At 61.4% G+C, this 14,643-nt stretch carries 12 protein-coding genes; all 12 read left to right on the top strand.

Going from position 1 to position 14,643, the window contains the following annotated elements; all coding sequences use genetic code 11:
• Positions 1-256 precede the first annotated feature (256 nt).
• From prsT to E4633_RS15760, 12 genes are read left to right on the top strand one after another with little or no spacing between them, the layout of a single operon-like run.
• Positions 257-2,902, top strand: coding sequence for an XrtA/PEP-CTERM system TPR-repeat protein PrsT (gene prsT, locus E4633_RS15815; protein WP_135870360.1), 2,646 nt, complete (start codon positions 257-259; stop codon positions 2,900-2,902).
• A gap of 46 nt (positions 2,903-2,948) precedes the next feature.
• Positions 2,949-4,331 carry a TIGR03013 family XrtA/PEP-CTERM system glycosyltransferase gene (locus E4633_RS15810; RefSeq protein WP_135870359.1) on the top strand — a complete coding sequence of 461 codons (1,383 nt, stop codon included), beginning with the start codon at positions 2,949-2,951 and terminating at the stop codon, positions 4,329-4,331.
• Positions 4,332-4,348: 17 nt separating this feature from the next.
• Complete coding sequence (locus E4633_RS15805) at positions 4,349-5,155, top strand: polysaccharide biosynthesis/export family protein (RefSeq protein WP_135870358.1); 807 nt, start codon at positions 4,349-4,351, stop codon at positions 5,153-5,155.
• 15 nt (positions 5,156-5,170) lie between these two features.
• Complete coding sequence (locus E4633_RS15800) at positions 5,171-6,655, top strand: XrtA system polysaccharide chain length determinant (protein ID WP_135870357.1); 1,485 nt, start codon at positions 5,171-5,173, stop codon at positions 6,653-6,655.
• Positions 6,656-6,713: 58 nt separating this feature from the next.
• Positions 6,714-7,580, top strand: a complete 867-nt coding sequence (locus tag E4633_RS15795; protein ID WP_135870356.1) for an XrtA-associated tyrosine autokinase — start codon at positions 6,714-6,716, stop codon at positions 7,578-7,580.
• Between the two features lie 14 nt (positions 7,581-7,594).
• The gene (locus E4633_RS15790) at positions 7,595-8,755 is read left to right on the top strand and encodes an XrtA/PEP-CTERM system-associated ATPase (protein WP_135870355.1); all 1,161 of its coding nucleotides are present in this window, start codon (positions 7,595-7,597) and stop codon (positions 8,753-8,755) included.
• A complete protein-coding gene (locus E4633_RS15785; protein ID WP_135870354.1) occupies positions 8,752-9,999 on the top strand; it encodes a TIGR03016 family PEP-CTERM system-associated outer membrane protein in 1,248 nt (415 codons plus the stop codon). Before E4633_RS15790 ends, E4633_RS15785 begins: the two co-directional genes overlap by 4 nt.
• 5 nt (positions 10,000-10,004) lie before the next feature.
• Positions 10,005-10,895, top strand: coding sequence for an XrtA system polysaccharide deacetylase (locus E4633_RS15780; protein ID WP_135870353.1), 891 nt, complete (start codon positions 10,005-10,007; stop codon positions 10,893-10,895).
• Positions 10,892-11,926 carry a FemAB family XrtA/PEP-CTERM system-associated protein gene (locus tag E4633_RS15775; RefSeq protein WP_135870352.1) on the top strand — a complete coding sequence of 345 codons (1,035 nt, stop codon included), beginning with the start codon at positions 10,892-10,894 and terminating at the stop codon, positions 11,924-11,926. Before E4633_RS15780 ends, E4633_RS15775 begins: the two co-directional genes overlap by 4 nt.
• A gap of 12 nt (positions 11,927-11,938) precedes the next feature.
• Positions 11,939-13,141 (top strand): DegT/DnrJ/EryC1/StrS family aminotransferase, encoded by a 1,203-nt coding sequence (locus tag E4633_RS15770; protein ID WP_135870351.1) that lies wholly within the window; start codon positions 11,939-11,941, stop codon positions 13,139-13,141.
• Positions 13,142-13,162: 21 nt separating this feature from the next.
• Complete coding sequence (gene xrtA, locus E4633_RS15765; RefSeq protein ID WP_135870350.1) at positions 13,163-13,993, top strand: exosortase A; 831 nt, start codon at positions 13,163-13,165, stop codon at positions 13,991-13,993.
• Positions 13,993-14,640: an exosortase C-terminal domain/associated protein EpsI gene (locus tag E4633_RS15760; RefSeq protein ID WP_135870349.1), complete on the top strand. Its 648-nt coding sequence runs from the start codon at positions 13,993-13,995 to the stop codon at positions 14,638-14,640. The genes xrtA and E4633_RS15760 overlap by 1 nt, the downstream gene beginning before the upstream one ends.
• Positions 14,641-14,643 lie beyond the last annotated feature (3 nt).

Here is a 14,643-nt window from a genome sequence, read left to right as displayed (position 1 = left end):
GCAAACCCGGTAGCTAACAGCCGGGCCTTCCTCAACGTTGTCGCAGGCTTCACTAAACCCGGCCCCTCACCTCCCGGCAATTACCAAAAAGATCCCGTCACTTATTATCTTTTTATAATCTGCCAAGAAATGAGTGTTACCTGCTTGCGTCACAGCCGGGCTATGTAAGAATATCCGACAGAGGCGTCGTCGTACCTTTGGTGTTACGGAGCAGTCAATGGGAGCGTCCCTTGTTGGAGCGAATTGGAGGAACCCCATGAAATTATTTTTGTTGCTGCTGGCGTTGTTGGTCGTCTTACCCGGATGTGGCAGCAAGACGAAAGAAGACCTATACAACGAAGGTGTAAAGCAGATGGACGCTGCCAACCCCGCCGGGGCCGTTGTCTACTTCAAAAACGCCCTCGACAAGGACGGCAACTTCCTGGAAGCGAGATACCAGTTGGGCAAGGCTTACGCCGCGCTGGGTAAAAACAGCCAGGCGGAAAAGGAATTTGCCAAGGTTCTCACCCAGAATCCCTCCCGCGATGAGGTGATGCTTGAACTGGCACGGCTTAGCAACGCCATGGGAAAAGGGGACCAGGCCTTCACAATGGGGCAGCAGTACCTTTCCAGGCATCCAGGGGATGCCCAGGGACTCGAGGTTCTCGGCATCTCATTCGTAGTTCGGGACAGGTACCAGGATGCCCGGGATTACCTGGTACGGGCGCTTCAGGCCGATCAGAAGCGCCCTGAAACAAAGCTGTACCTTGCCGACGTGTACCAGGCCCTGGGAGACGTTCAGCAGGCGAGGGGCATGCTGAACACGCTGCTCCAGACGCAACCGGACAACTTCAAGGCCTTGTTCAAGTTGGCTGCTCTGGAAAAGGTGGCCGGCAACACTGACAAGGCGGTCTCCCTTTACGAGAAGATCCTCAAGCTCGACCCGAACCGCAGTGAGGCCGTATACAAGCTCGGGCTGATTCAGGTGGAGAGAAAAGAGCTTGATCAGGCTAACGCCGCAGCGGAGCGGATGATCGACAGGTCGCCGAAAAACGGTGACGGCTATCGTCTGAAGGGAATCGTGGCGTTTTACCGCAAAGACTACGCCGAGGCCATCACGCTGCTGCAGCAATCGGTAAAACTCTCTCCCAACCCCGACGGGTACCACTTCTTGGGGCTTAGCTACTACAGTAAGGGGGAATTCGAGAACGCCCTGAGCCAGTTCCGCTTCATCCTTGACAGGATGCCGTCGGCGCGCCAGGCGCGCCTCGTGATGGCACAGACGCTTTTGGCCCAACAAAGGACTGAGGACGGCATCACCGAGATCAAAAAGGTCCTCGCCGCCGACGAATCCGATGCCGCTGCCCACGCCATGCTCGGGACTGCGTACATGTCCCAGGGCCTTTTCGACCAGGGGGTGCGCGAACTCGATCGCGCCACCCGGCTCGATCCGAAGCTGGTGGCGGCGCACCTAAAGAAAGGCGCGTTCTACCTGTCCAAGGGGAAAGGGCGGGAAGGGGAGGTTGAACTCGCAGCAGCGGTTCAGTCCGCGCCGAATGCCACGGGGGGCAGGCTCTTGCTCGCCTCTTACTACAGCCGCGAGAAGAACCCGGCAAAAGCCATTTCGGTTTTGCAGGGTGGGCTTAAAGGTGCGAAGTCGGACGCGGCGCTCTACAACGCCATCGCGGCTGTGCAACTGGGCTCGGGAAACAGGGGGGAGGGGCTTAAGAACCTGGAACAGGCGAAACGAATCGACCCCGCCTTCACCGCCTCGTACCAGAATCTGGCCAGTTACTATGCTGCTACCGGCGACTACACAAGGGCGATCAGCGAGTTCAATGCGCTGCTTGCCAAGGACCCGAGAAACGTACGCGCCATGCTCGGGCTTGCCGCACTGAACGATTTGACCGGTAAGGAAGCAGAGGCACTCTCCTTCTACCGGAAGGCGGTTCAGACCAAGGCGCCCGAGGCCTTTTTGGCGCTGGCTGCCTACCACCAGAAGAAGCGCGCGGACGGCAAGGCGATCGAGGTGCTCGACGAGGCGATCAAAGTTTTGCCGTCGGCAGTCGCTCCACTCGACTTCAAGGCCCGCATCTACCTGGCACAGAAGGATTATCGCAGGGCGCTCAAGGTGGCCGACGACATGGAACTTTTGAACCAGGAACGCGGGCTGAGGCTAAAGGTTGCCACCTATGCGGCCATGAAGGACCGCGCCAAGGCGATCGAGAACGCCCGCAGGCTGGCAGCCAAGCGGCCCGGCGCCGCAGACGGTCACCTGCTGCTCGCTTCGGTGTACCTGAACTTGGGCTCCGTACCCGAAGCGCTGGCCGAGGCGGATCAGGCGGTCCAGGCGGACGGCAAAAGCGCCGACGTGCGCATCACGCAAGGGAACATCTACAAGGCCGCGAAGGAGTACGACAAGGCCCAGGCCGCTTACCTCGCGGCAGCGAAGCTGAGACCGGACTACGCGCCCGCCCACACCGCCCTTGCCGAGATCCTCGACGCGACCGGGAAAAAGAAAGAGGCTGCCGCCAAATACCGGCTGGCGCTTAAATGCGATGCCGCGTACCTGCCGGCCCTCAACAACCTTGCCTACCTCTGCGCCGATGGGTACGGCAGCAAGGAAGAGGCGCTTCGTTATTCGTTCGAGGCCTATCGCATCGATCCGGGCAACGCCTTGGTGACCGACACCCTTGGCTACGCCCTTTACCGCAACGGGCGCAACGCGGATGCCGTCAAAGTGCTGGAGCGGGCGGCCGTGCTCGCTCCGGGGAACCCCACGGTGCGCTACCACCTGGCGCTTGCCTATCGTCAGACGGGGGATCTGGCCCGTTCGCAGAAGGCGCTCCAGGAATCCCTTGCCATGGGAGAGTACCCGGACCGCAAGGCGGCTCAGGCGCTTTTAGCACAGTTGAGAAAATAGATGCCCGGCGCGCGAGCCCCGCGGCGGGGAGGAAATCCGAACCTGTATGGACCTGCGTGTAGCTTTTTACATATTTACCGACGCGGTACTCGCCATCGCCGCACTGCTTTTGGCTGCCGGGGTGCGCTTCGGCAGCCCGGTCCTGGCCCAGGAATGGCGCCCGGAACAGGGGGTGATGGGTGGCGTCTTGTTCGTCTCCGTCACCCTCTTTTCCTCTTATCTGATGGAGGTATACTCGCTCCCCCGGGAGAGTCGCAAGCGCGATATCCTCGCCGCCTGCACCCAGGGGGGATGCGCCGCCTTTTTCTTCCTCTCCGTGGTCTATTACCTCTGGCCGGAGCTGATGCTTGGACGCGGGCTCCTCTTTTTCGCGTTGGGTTTTTTCGTGGTGCTGCAGGCCTCCTGGTACGCGCTCACCAACGTCAACTCAAGGAAGGTCCCTTTCGCCCAGCGCGTCCTGATTCTCGGCACCGGCGACCTCGCCTGCCAGCTCGGGGGGCTTCTCACCTCGCAAAGCGGCTCCTTCACCCTGGCCGGTTACCTCGAGTGCGACCCGGGGCATCGCCCGGAGCAGACGGTGCACGACCCGGAACGGTTCCGGTCGTTGATCATCCCGGCCCAGGACGATCTCTTGCAGATCGCGCGGGAGCAAAAGGCGTCGGTGATCGTGGTGGCGCTAGCCGAGCGGCGCGGCGTGCTGCCTCTACAGGAGATGATGCGCTGCAAGCTAAACGGCATCGAGGTCCTCGACGCGCCTACCTTCTACGAGCTGGTACAGGAAAAGCTTTTGCTGGAGGAGATGACCCCCTCCTGGATCATATTCTCAAGCGGCTTTCGCCGCACCGCCCTCATCAACGTGTACAAGCGCTGCATCGATATCCTCTTGTCGTTGACCGGCCTTTTGCTGAGCGCCCCCTTGTTGCCCCTTGTCGTCCTGGCCGTGAAGCTCGACTCCCCCGGCCCGCTCTTTTACAGGCAAAGGCGCGTAGGCCTCGGGGAGAAGATCTTCACCCTCTACAAGTTTCGCTCCATGCGCGAAGATGCGGAGCGTGACGGCGCCGTCTGGGCGCAGAAAAACGACGCGCGCATTACCCGGGTGGGCGCCGTCCTGCGCAACTCGCGCATCGATGAAATCCCGCAGCTCATAAACGTGCTGCGCGGCGAGATGAGCTTCATAGGCCCAAGGCCGGAGCGCCCGGAGTTCGTTGAGAAGCTGAGGCAGGAGATCTACTACTACTCCAAGCGCCACACCATCAAACCCGGTGTGACCGGTTGGGCGCAGGTCCGCTACCCGTACGGCTCCACGGCGCAGGACGCCATCGAGAAGCTGCGCTACGACCTCTACTACATCAAGAACCTTTCCGTGTTCCTCGACACCCGGATCATCTTCGAGACGGTCAAGGTGGTGCTTTTCGGACGCGGAAGATGAGTTAAAAGGAGGAAACAATGAGACTGAGACTGCTGGTACTGATAACGGTCGCGCTTTTTTCCCTCCCCGCCGCCCTCTTCGGAGGCGATTACCAGATCGGGGAGGGGGATCTCCTGGACATCGCGGTCTGGGGGGTGAAGGACCTGAATTTCCAGGTCCGGGTCCGCCCCGACGGCAAGATCACCGTCCCGGGCCTTGGAGAGGTGACCGCGAGCGGCAGCACCCCGAGCCAGCTTCAGGGGTACCTCGGGGGGCGGCTGAAGGAGCTGGTGAAGAACCCTATCGTCACCGTCACGGTGCGCGAGATCACCAACTCCAAGGTGTACATCTTCGGTTCCGGCGTGAAGGCGGGGGTCTACGACCTCTCGAGGCGCACGACGCTCTTGCAGCTTCTGTGCATGCTGCCGGAGGTGAAGACCGCCGACCTGCGCAACGCCTACCTCTTGCGCGAGGGGCAGAAGATGAAGGTCGATCTGCACCGCCTGTTTATCCAGGGGGACACGAGCCAGGACCTGCAGCTCGAGTCGAACGACTCGTTGTTCGTTCCGCTTCTTACCGACCGCAGCGTCTACGTTCTCGGTGCGGTGAACCTTCCGAAATCCATCGAGTACCGGGAGGGGATGAAGGTGATGGAGGCGATCCTGGAGGCGGGGGGCTTCACCAAGTTTGCCGACCAAAACGACGTGGTGGTGCGCAGGAAGGAGGGGGACAAGCCCCGCTCCCTGGAGGTCAAGGCGAAGAAGCTGTTCAAGGAGGGGGATCTCTCCCAGAACATCGACCTGAAGGCCGGGGATTACATACTGGTCAAGGAAGCATTTTTTTAGGCATAGGGGGCAGCCGTGCAGGAATCTGAATACAAGAAATACGTGCAGCTTGTCACGAGGCACAAGGAACGCTTCGTTCTTTGGGCGCTGCTGATCATGACCCTCGTCTTTCTGGTGAGCTACCTTCTGCCGAGAAAGTACGAGTCCTCGAGCACCGTGTTCATCGAGAAAAACGTGATCAGCGAACTGGTGAAGGGGATCACGGTCACCCCCTCCATGGACGACACCATCAACGTACTCACCTACGCCATCACCAGCCGGTCGCTTCTGACCAAGGCGATGGAGAGCCTGGACATGAACCTCGGCAAGGAGGGGAATGACGAGCTGATCAGGGATCTGCAGAAAAACATCACGGTGAAGGTCAAGGAGAAGAACAACCTCTTCATCATCTCCTTCGCCTACAGCGATCCGAGGATCTCGCGCGACTTCGTGAACACCTTGGTGCGGCTGTACATCGAGCAGAATACCTCGTCGAAGCGGGGCGAATCGTACGACGCCACCAAGTTCCTGGCCGAGCAGATCCAGACCTTCAACACGAAACTGGAGAAGAGCGAGGGCGAGGTGAACGCCTACAAGCGCGAGAAGGGTGGGATCATCTCGATCGACGAAGGCAAGCTCTTCGAGGAGATCAACACGGCCCAGCAAAAACTCTACGACCTGCAGTTAAGAAGGCGCCAGCTCGAGGGGATGCGCCAGGTGACCAGGCGAGCCAACGACCCCCTTCAGTCCAGGTTGATCGCCCTGCAAAAGCGGCTCGAAGAGTTGCGGGTGCAGTACACGGACAGCTACCCGGAGGTGCTCACCGTGAAGGGGGATATCGAGACGGTGCAGGAGCAGCTCAAAGCCCGCAAGGGGGGAGAGCCGCAGCCGCTCGACCCGCAGGAAGTGGCGAAGATCGACTCCGAGGTCGCGGCCCTGAAGGTGGTCGAGGAGGGGCTTAACCGGCATATCCAGAAGAACCGCGAGGTCCTGCAGAGTATCCCGGGGGCGAAGGCGGGGCTCGCGAAGCTCGAGGTGGAGCGGGAGAATCAGAAAAAGCTCTACGACGAGCTCTATGCGCGGCACGGGCAGTCCGAGGTCTCCAAGCAGATGGAAGTGCAGGACAAATCCACCACCTTCCGCATCGTGGATCCGGCGGTCCTGCCCGTCAAGCCCTCGAGCCCGAACCGGATCATGATCATGCTGGCGGGGATATTTGGCGGGCTCGCCGGCAGTCTCGGCCTCCTGGTGCTTCGGGACCAGTTCGACGGCTCGGTTAAGGAGCTCTCCTTCGTGAAGGCCCTGGGGGTACCGGTTCTCGCCGTCGTCCCGAGGATGGTCGATGCGCAGCAGGCGATAACGATGCGCAGAAGGACACACCGCATCATCGCGGTTGCAGCGGTCTATTTCCTGCTTCTGCTGGTGTTCCCGGTCATGGAGCTTCTGCAACTGCCGTACATGGACAGGCTTTTGGACCACCTGACGCCGATAAGCCAGGGGCTATGGGGGATGCTGCACTAGCGATAACGAACCGGCCGCGTCCCGACACGGGAGCGGGGAGAGCGGCAGCGAGGATATTATGAGCAGAATTGAGATGGCGATGGAAAAGGCGGCACGGCTCAGAGAGGAAGGGGCTCCCCGCGAGGCGGCAGAGGGGAGCGGCACCACGGAGGTTGCGACGGCGGCGCCGCCGGGGAATGCGACGCGCGTCGCCACGGCGCCGCCGGCAGTTCCGCCGGAGCGGGTGCTGATGCCCAGGCACCCCTTCCTGGTCAACATCCTCGACCCGCACTCACCGGCTGCCGAGGAGTACCGAAAGCTGAAGTCGGTCCTCGTGAAGCTCACCGACGGGGACAGGTTCAAAAACTCGATCATGGTGACGAGCTCGGTCCCCGGGGAAGGCAAAAGCCTCACGGCTCTCAACCTTGCCGCGAGCCTTGCCCAGGGGCTCGACCACACCGTGCTTCTGGTCGACGCAGACCTGCGCCGCCCGTCCCTGCACAAATACCTGGAGATCGAGCAGGGCCCTGGCCTCGCCGACATCCTCTCCGGCAAGGCCGAGATCCCCGACACCATCGTGCAGACCGGTCTCGGGAAGCTCTCGCTGATCCGCTCGGGAGGCCATGTGGAGAACCCGGTGGAGCTTTTCTCCTCACAGAAGATGCGCGCCCTCGTGGACGAGCTTAAAAACCGCTACCCGGATCGCTACATCATCTTCGACACCCCTCCCTTGCTCCCCTTTGCCGAGAGCCGGGCCCTCGCCAATATCGTGGACGGGGTATTGCTCGTGGTCATGGAACGGCTCGCCAGCGAGGAAGAGGTGCTGGAGGCGTACGAGTCGGTGAAGGGGCCGGGGCTTTTAGGGGTCGTGTATAACGCGGCGTGCGAGTCCGGAAATGACGAGCGCTACGCTTACTACAAGCACTACCAGGGGCAGGGACAGTAGGTCCGGGAGCTGTTATGTACGAGGAATTCTTCAACTTCACCAGAAAGCCCTTCGAGCTCGTGCCGGACCCGGACTTCATCTTCCTCTCCCGGTCGCACAAAAAGGCGGTCACCTACCTCGATTACGGCATCAGGGAGCGGGCCGGGTTCCTTCTTCTGACCGGCGACGTGGGAAGCGGCAAGACCACCCTGATCAGGGACCTGATCGGCAAGAAGTACGAGCGCGTGGTGCTTGCCAAGGTGTTCAACACGCGCGTCAGCGTCGAACAGCTCCTCGCAATGATAAACGACGACTTCGGCCTCGACGTCTCGGGTAAGGACAAGGTGGCCCTGATCCGCGACCTGAACGACTTCCTTTTGGAGCAGTACGCGAAGGGGAACGCGCCGATCCTCGTCATCGACGAGGCGCAGAACCTGGATGCGGAGCTCCTGGAGGAGGTGCGTCTGCTCTCAAACCTCGAGAGCTCGCACAACAAGCTTCTGCAAATCGTCCTCGTGGGGCAGCCCGAACTGCGCGACACCATGGCGGGGCCCGAACTCATGCAGCTGCGCCAAAGGATCAGCGTCAGCTGCCACCTGACCGCGCTCTCGCGTGACGAGACGACCGCCTACATCATGCATCGGATGGAGGTAGCGGGGAACCGGGAGGCCGTAGTCTTCACCGAGGAGGCGCTCGACCTGGTCCACGGCTTCAGCCGCGGCATTCCGAGGCTCGTGAACATCATCTGCGACTTCCTGCTGCTCGCGGCCTTCGCCGACGAGGTGCGCACCGTCACCGCCGCGATGACGCACGAGGTGGCCGACGATCTCGATTTCGAGCGCACCTATTGGGGAGTGGGGTTCCCCGCTCGGGTTGGTGCGCCAGAGCCCGTGAACGAGGCCGGTGGCGAAACGCTCGCGCGGGTCGAGGGGCGCCTGGAGGTTATCGAGGAGGACCTGGGTGAGCGCCTCCCCAGGGCCCTGAAGAGCTTCGAGGAAGCGATGCAGCGGATGCATGGGGAGTTTTCGAGGCGCATCGAGAGTAACGAGAAGAAGGTTACCGGCATCGCGGAGCAGTTGGAGACGGTCTCCTACGCTATCGAGAGCCTGGTCCTCTCCTCCGCGGGGCGTCCAGCCGCCGCGAGCTTCGCGCGCCGATTGATGGACGGAGTCAGCAATATCGGGGTGAAAAAATGACAGGGACCTTTCCGACACGCCGCACCGCGGCGACCTTTTTCGCCGCATCAGTTCTGGCCACCTCCCCGGCCCTAGCAGCCGATTTCCGCGTTACCCCTTCGCTTTCGCTCAGTGAGGAGTACAACGACAACCTGTTCCAGACCGCCCACCGGGAGAAAACGGATTTCGTGACCCGCGTACAGCCGACCATCGCGCTGTCGGCCGAGGGGGGGGGGTACACTACCAGTCTCTCCTACGGCGTCGACTACCGCTATTTCGCGAAGAATAGCCGCAGCGACCAGTTCGACCACCGCGCCGCCATGCTGGGCAACCTCCGCTTCTTCGACGACTTCTTCCACGTGGACCTCTCCGACACCTACAGCCGGGTCTCCTCCGAGTTGGCGCGTGACCTCACCGGCGAGAGCCTTGTCGTCAATCAGACGCTGCAGAATAACGCCATCGTCTCGCCTTTTTTAACCTGGCATCTTTCCGACAGTTCCACCCTGAAAACCGGTTACCGTTACCGCGACACCCGCTACTGGGGAGGCGATGGGGTCGACAAGACGGAGCACGACGGTTATGCCGAATGGAGTCACGAGATAAGTTCCGGGCTCGTTCTTTCTGCAGGTTACAGCTTCGCCCGCGTTAAATCCGATGCAGACGCTCTCGACCGCCACGAGGCATTCGCCGGGCTCAAATACGACTTCGGCACGGGGAATTTCCTGTACGCCAAGGGAGGCTACGACTGGCAGTCCTTCGACAGCGGCCTGAACAAGAGCGACCCCTTCTGGGACCTCGGGGCCAGCCGGGATTTCGGTCTTCTGGTTGCGGCTATCGGGACCAAGGTGCAGTACACCGAGGACCCGCAGACGCTTTCCACCAGGAACATAAACCACTACGCCACCTTAAGCCGCAACTTCCCGCGCGGTTTCGCGAGTTTCACCGCCTCCTGGTCGAAATACGAGAAGGAGCAACAGGTGCCGCGCGACGTCGAGAGGAAGGTCTTTTTCGGCCTTACCGGCCGATACGAGCTTCGTTCCGACCTGACGGCGAACCTGAACCTCTCCGGGGACCGCTTAGACAGCACGCTTCCCAGGGATTACCCCTACCACCTGACCGCCGGAGCTGGATTTGATTACACCCTGAGCAGCAATGTCGTGCTCGCGGCGAACTACACGCACATAAGCTACCGCGACAACCTCGACAGCGCTGCAGGTTCCGTCGAGGTGAACCGTGCCATAGTCGAGATGCGGATCACCAGGTGACCACCATGCTGAACGCGCTCACCGTAGACGTCGAGGATTACTTCCAGGTTTCGGCCTTCGAACGTTACGTGGACCGCGAAAAGTGGGACGAATATCCGTTGCGGGTGGAAGCGAACACGCGTCGGGTGCTGGAGCTTTTCGACTCCTTCGGCGTCAAGGGAACCTTCTTCGTCCTCGGCTGGGTGGCAAAGCGCTGCCCCGCCCTCGTGCGCGAGATCGGTGCGCGGGGGCACGAGATCGCCTGCCACGGCTACGGCCACCAGTTGGTATACCGCCTGGGTAAGGAAAAGTTTCGCGAGGACGTGCGCGGCGCCAAGGCGCTTTTGGAGGACGTGACCGGCAACCGGGTGGCTGGTTACCGTGCCCCGAGTTACTCGATCACGAGGCAGTCACTTTGGGCCCTCGACGTCCTCGTCGAGGAGGGGTTCGAGTTCGACTCGAGCATTTTCCCGGTCTACCACGACATCTACGGTCTTCCCGGCGCGCCGCGATTCCCGCACCTGATCCGGCGCGCCGGCGGAGTGATCAGGGAGTTCCCGCTTAGCACCTACCCGTTGCGGGTGGCAGGACACCAGTACCTCCTGCCGGTTGCGGGGGGAGGGTACCTGAGGCTCTTCCCCGTCTCCCTCCTTTGGCGCTGCATCGAGTCGATCAACGAAAGGGAAGGGGAGCCCGCGGTGCTTTACTTTCATCCCTGGGAGATGGACCCGGGGCAGCCGCGTATCCGGGCCGGGCTCAAGTCCCGCTTCAGGCACTACCTGAACCTGGACAAGACCGAAGGGAAGCTGAGGACGCTCCTTTCCGGCGTCCGCTTCGGCACCATGAGTGAGGTCTTCGCGGCCATGGTGGGAAGTGGGGAGGGGCTTCCCGGCGCCCCCGGCGGGGTGTATTCGTGAGCGGGCTATCGGTCGAGCTCTACGGGGGGGACGGGACGGAGTGGGACGACTTCGTGGCCTCGCATCCCGCAGCGACCAGCTATCATCGTTACCTCTGGAAAAAGGTGGTTGAGGAGAGCTTCGGACACCGTGGGTACTACCTGCTGGCACGTTCCGGCGGCAGGACCGTCGGGGTGCTCCCGATCATCCACATGAAAAGCAGGCTCTTTGGCAATTTTCTGGTCTCCGTTCCCTTTTTCAATTACGGAGGGCTTCTTTGCAGCGACCCCGCCGGGAGATCCGCCCTCCTGAAAGAGGGGGAACTCGTCATGGCGGAGTGTGACGCTTCGTACCTTGAACTGCGCCACCTGGCGGATCCTCTCCCAGGACTTGCCACCCGCAGCCACAAGGTGACCATGGTCCTGGACCTCGCCCCAGACTCCGAGAGCCAGTGGGGGCGTTTCAGCCCGAAGCTCAGGAACCAGGTGAGAAAGGCGCAAAAAAGCGAGCTGGAGGTGACGGTAGGGGGCGCTGAGCTCCTCGACGGGTTCTATCGGGTGTTCTGCCGCAACATGCGCGACTTGGGGACCCCGGTGTACGGACGGGAGTTCTTCGAGAACGTCCTGCATGCCCGAGAAGTAGAACCCCGCGTCATCTCCGTCCTGCGCGGCGGCGAAGCCATCGCCTCGGGCATCATGACCCGTTTCCGCGACAGGGTCGAAGTCCCCTGGGCCTCCTCCAATCGCGATTTCCGGGAGTGTTGCCCCAACAACATGCTCTACTGGGAGGCGATCAGGCTCGCCATCGGCGATGGGGCACGCAGCTTCGACTTCGGGCGTTCTACCCCGGGCGAAGGGACGTACCTCTTCAAGAAGCAGTGGGGTGCCGAGCCTGTGCCCCTTTACTGGCAGTACCTTTTGCGACCAGGAGCGGAGCTTCCTGATCTGAACCCGGCCAACCCGAAGTTCCGCCTCGCGGTGCAAGGGTGGCGGAGGCTCCCCGTGGCGCTCACCCGGCTTTTGGGACCGGCCATCGTCAGGAACATCCCATAGATGAGGGGCGTGATGCGCGTAGGTAGAACCCTCCCCCCAGCGGCGGTACCGATTTCCTTTAGGGAGATTCTTTCCGGTCTTGCGGACCTCGCCTCTGGCATGAAGGCCGTTGCGAGTTTCGAGACGGAATTGCGGGAGTATTACGAGGTCAGCCACGTATCCCTTGTCAATTCGGGAAGGACGGCCTTGACCGTCATCCTGACCGCTTTGAAGGAGTTGCATCCGGAACGGGAAGAGGTCGTCATTCCCGCCTACACCTGCTACTCGGTCCCGGCCGCGGTGACCAGGGCGGGGCTTAAGGTGCTCCCCTGTGACATTGACCCGGCGACCCTCGATTACGACTGGGAGAAACTCGAGGGGGCGCTCGACAGCGGGCGCGTGCTGTGCGCCGTGTCAGCACATCTTTTCGGGTTTCCAGCAGATGTGGACCGGCTGAAGGAACTCGCTTCTCCTCGCGGCATCTTCGTGGTGGAGGATGCGGCCCAGGCGATGGGAGGGGAGGTCGGCGGGAGAAAAATCGGCACCCTGGGGGATATAGCTCTCTTCAGTCTCGGGCGCGGCAAGGCCTTCTCCACTGTGTCAGGCGGCATCATCCTGACCGGAGACACAACACTTGGCGACGCCGTGACGCGGGCGGTCCGTGGGCTGCCGCGCGAAGGGTGGGGCGATTTCCTGCTGGCGTTCTGCTACGCGCTTGCGCTCTCCCTGCTGGTCCGACCCGGCCTCTTCTGGCTGCCAAAGGCGCTCCCCTTTCTGAGGTTGGGGGAGACCCGCTTCGACCCGCGGTTCTCCATGAAGCGGCTGGGGGCGTTCCAGGCGGGGCTTGCCAGGGGGTGGCAGGAGAGACTTGCCCGGCTGCGCGAGACGCGCCTGAGGAAAGCGGTATTCCTGGAAAAGGCCGGGGTGAAAGCCACGGCACGGTCCAAGGGGGCGATTCCTAACTTGATCAGGTTCCCGGTGCTCGTGGACGAGGCCAAGCGGAGACGCTTGATCGAGATGAGTGAGGAAGAGGGGCTCGGGGTGGCGCTGGTCTACCCCGACGCGGTAACCGGGATCGCCGAACTGAGAGGGACGCTCTTGGGCGGTCCGGCTCCGCAGGCCGAGCAGGTGGCTAAGCGCCTCGTTTCGCTACCCTTGCACCCATATGTGACGGAAAAAGACCTGCGGCGGATAGCGGATCTGCTTAACTCCGGGGCAGGCGAGGGCGGGAACTGAGACGTACCGGGAGATCTGGTGATGGTACTGGCACGAAACGACAAAATAAAATTGGCCCTGCTACTTGGTCTCTGGTTCCTGGTCTTTTACCCTGTCGTCCCCGAGATGGTGCGGGACTGGGCCGGCCATTCCGACAACAACCACGGTTTTCTGGTGCCGCTCATAGCGCTCTACCTCATCTGGCAGAAAAAGGACGAACTTCTGAGCGCCGAGATCGACTCCTCGAAGTGGGGGGCAGTGGTTCTCGTTGCCGGTCTCGCCGTTTTCCTGCTCAGTTTCGCGGGGGGGGTCGCCTTTCCGGCGCGGGTCGCCATGGTGCTTTCCCTTTTTGGCCTGTTGTGGTTCTGCACCGGGAGCGCCTGGGGGCGGATTCTGGCCTTTCCCGTCCTGTTCCTGCTCTTCATGGTTCCGGTGCCGGTCTCCGTGATTGGGCTGGTCTCCATGCCGCTGCAGCTCATGGCCACCAAGGTGTCCGCGAAGCTCATCGAGCACTGCTCCATCCCGGTGTACCGGGAGGGGAACATGCTTTTTTTCGTCGGAACCCAGCTCGAGGTGGCCGAGGCGTGCAGCGGGGTCCGCTCCATCATGTCCCTCACCATGCTGGGGACCATCTTTGCCTACATGTCGCAGGCCACGTGGAAGCGGCGCGTCGTCATGGTGCTGGCGGCGGTCCCCATCGCCATGACCGCCAACATCATCAGGATCACCGGCACCGGCATTTTGGCCCACTTCTTCGGTGACAAGGTGGCGCGCGGATTTCTGCACGAGTTCTCCGGGATCATCGTCTTCGTGTTCGGTCTCGCCGTGCTCGGGGGGCTGTATAAGCTGTTGAACAGGAAAAAGGTGGCGTGATGAGAAACGCTAGCTTCGTAACGGCATTGATTCTGCTGGTTCTGACCGGAGCAGTCAGCAGCCTTTTGGCCTACCGTCCCGTCCCGGTAGTGGTCGCCACGAACCTGGAAAAGCTCCCTATGGAGATCGATGGTTACCACGCCGTCGAGGACACCTTTCCCGAGTCGGTCTACAAGGAGTTGAACGCGGACAAAAATATCTACCGTCATTATCGTTCCGCCGACGGCAGAGTCATAGACCTCTACATCGGCTATTACGGGACGGCGAAGGGGGGGCGGACTGGACATAACCCATACTCATGTCTTCCCAGCGCCGGTTCGGCGATAGTCGAAACTGGAACGATCGACTGCACGATGTCTACGGGTAAAACCGCAAGAGTTAACGTTATAGTTGCCCGCAAAGATGAACTCAACACGGTGCTGCTCCATTGGTATCAGACTGGCGGGACTACGGTTGCCTCGAGCAGCCTTTATCAGAATCTAGGCCGGTTGGTGAACAGAGTTATGCATAATAAAGACGATGGTGCTTACATCCAGATTTCTCAAGCAGCCGCTGACGGCAACGTGGCTCAGGCTAAGCAGCATGTCAGGGTATTCGCCGGCAAGCTTCTCGACTCGCTGCCTGCTGCCTGGCCGGTCGAACGGTAGAGG

This window comes from Geomonas terrae, from assembly GCF_004791675.1.
GTDB classification, from domain to species: Bacteria; Desulfobacterota; Desulfuromonadia; order Geobacterales; family Geobacteraceae; genus Geomonas; species Geomonas edaphica.
This window is presented reverse-complemented; position numbering and strand designations above follow the sequence as displayed.

Excerpts from the sequence above, each read along its gene's own strand:
- E4633_RS15770 (WP_135870351.1), top strand. The coding sequence starts at position 11,939 with ATGCGCGTAGGTAGAACCCTCCCCCCAGCGGCGGTACCGATTTCCTTT.
- E4633_RS15805 (WP_135870358.1), top strand. The coding sequence starts at position 4,349 with ATGAGACTGAGACTGCTGGTACTGATAACGGTCGCGCTTTTTTCCCTC.
- E4633_RS15760 (WP_135870349.1), top strand. The coding sequence starts at position 13,993 with ATGAGAAACGCTAGCTTCGTAACGGCATTGATTCTGCTGGTTCTGACC.
- E4633_RS15795 (WP_135870356.1), top strand. The coding sequence starts at position 6,714 with ATGAGCAGAATTGAGATGGCGATGGAAAAGGCGGCACGGCTCAGAGAG.
- E4633_RS15790 (WP_135870355.1), top strand. The coding sequence starts at position 7,595 with ATGTACGAGGAATTCTTCAACTTCACCAGAAAGCCCTTCGAGCTCGTG.
- E4633_RS15810 (WP_135870359.1), top strand. The coding sequence starts at position 2,949 with ATGGACCTGCGTGTAGCTTTTTACATATTTACCGACGCGGTACTCGCC.
- xrtA (WP_135870350.1), top strand. The coding sequence starts at position 13,163 with ATGGTACTGGCACGAAACGACAAAATAAAATTGGCCCTGCTACTTGGT.
- E4633_RS15785 (WP_135870354.1), top strand. The coding sequence starts at position 8,752 with ATGACAGGGACCTTTCCGACACGCCGCACCGCGGCGACCTTTTTCGCC.
- prsT (WP_135870360.1), top strand. The coding sequence starts at position 257 with ATGAAATTATTTTTGTTGCTGCTGGCGTTGTTGGTCGTCTTACCCGGA.
- E4633_RS15780 (WP_135870353.1), top strand. The coding sequence starts at position 10,005 with ATGCTGAACGCGCTCACCGTAGACGTCGAGGATTACTTCCAGGTTTCG.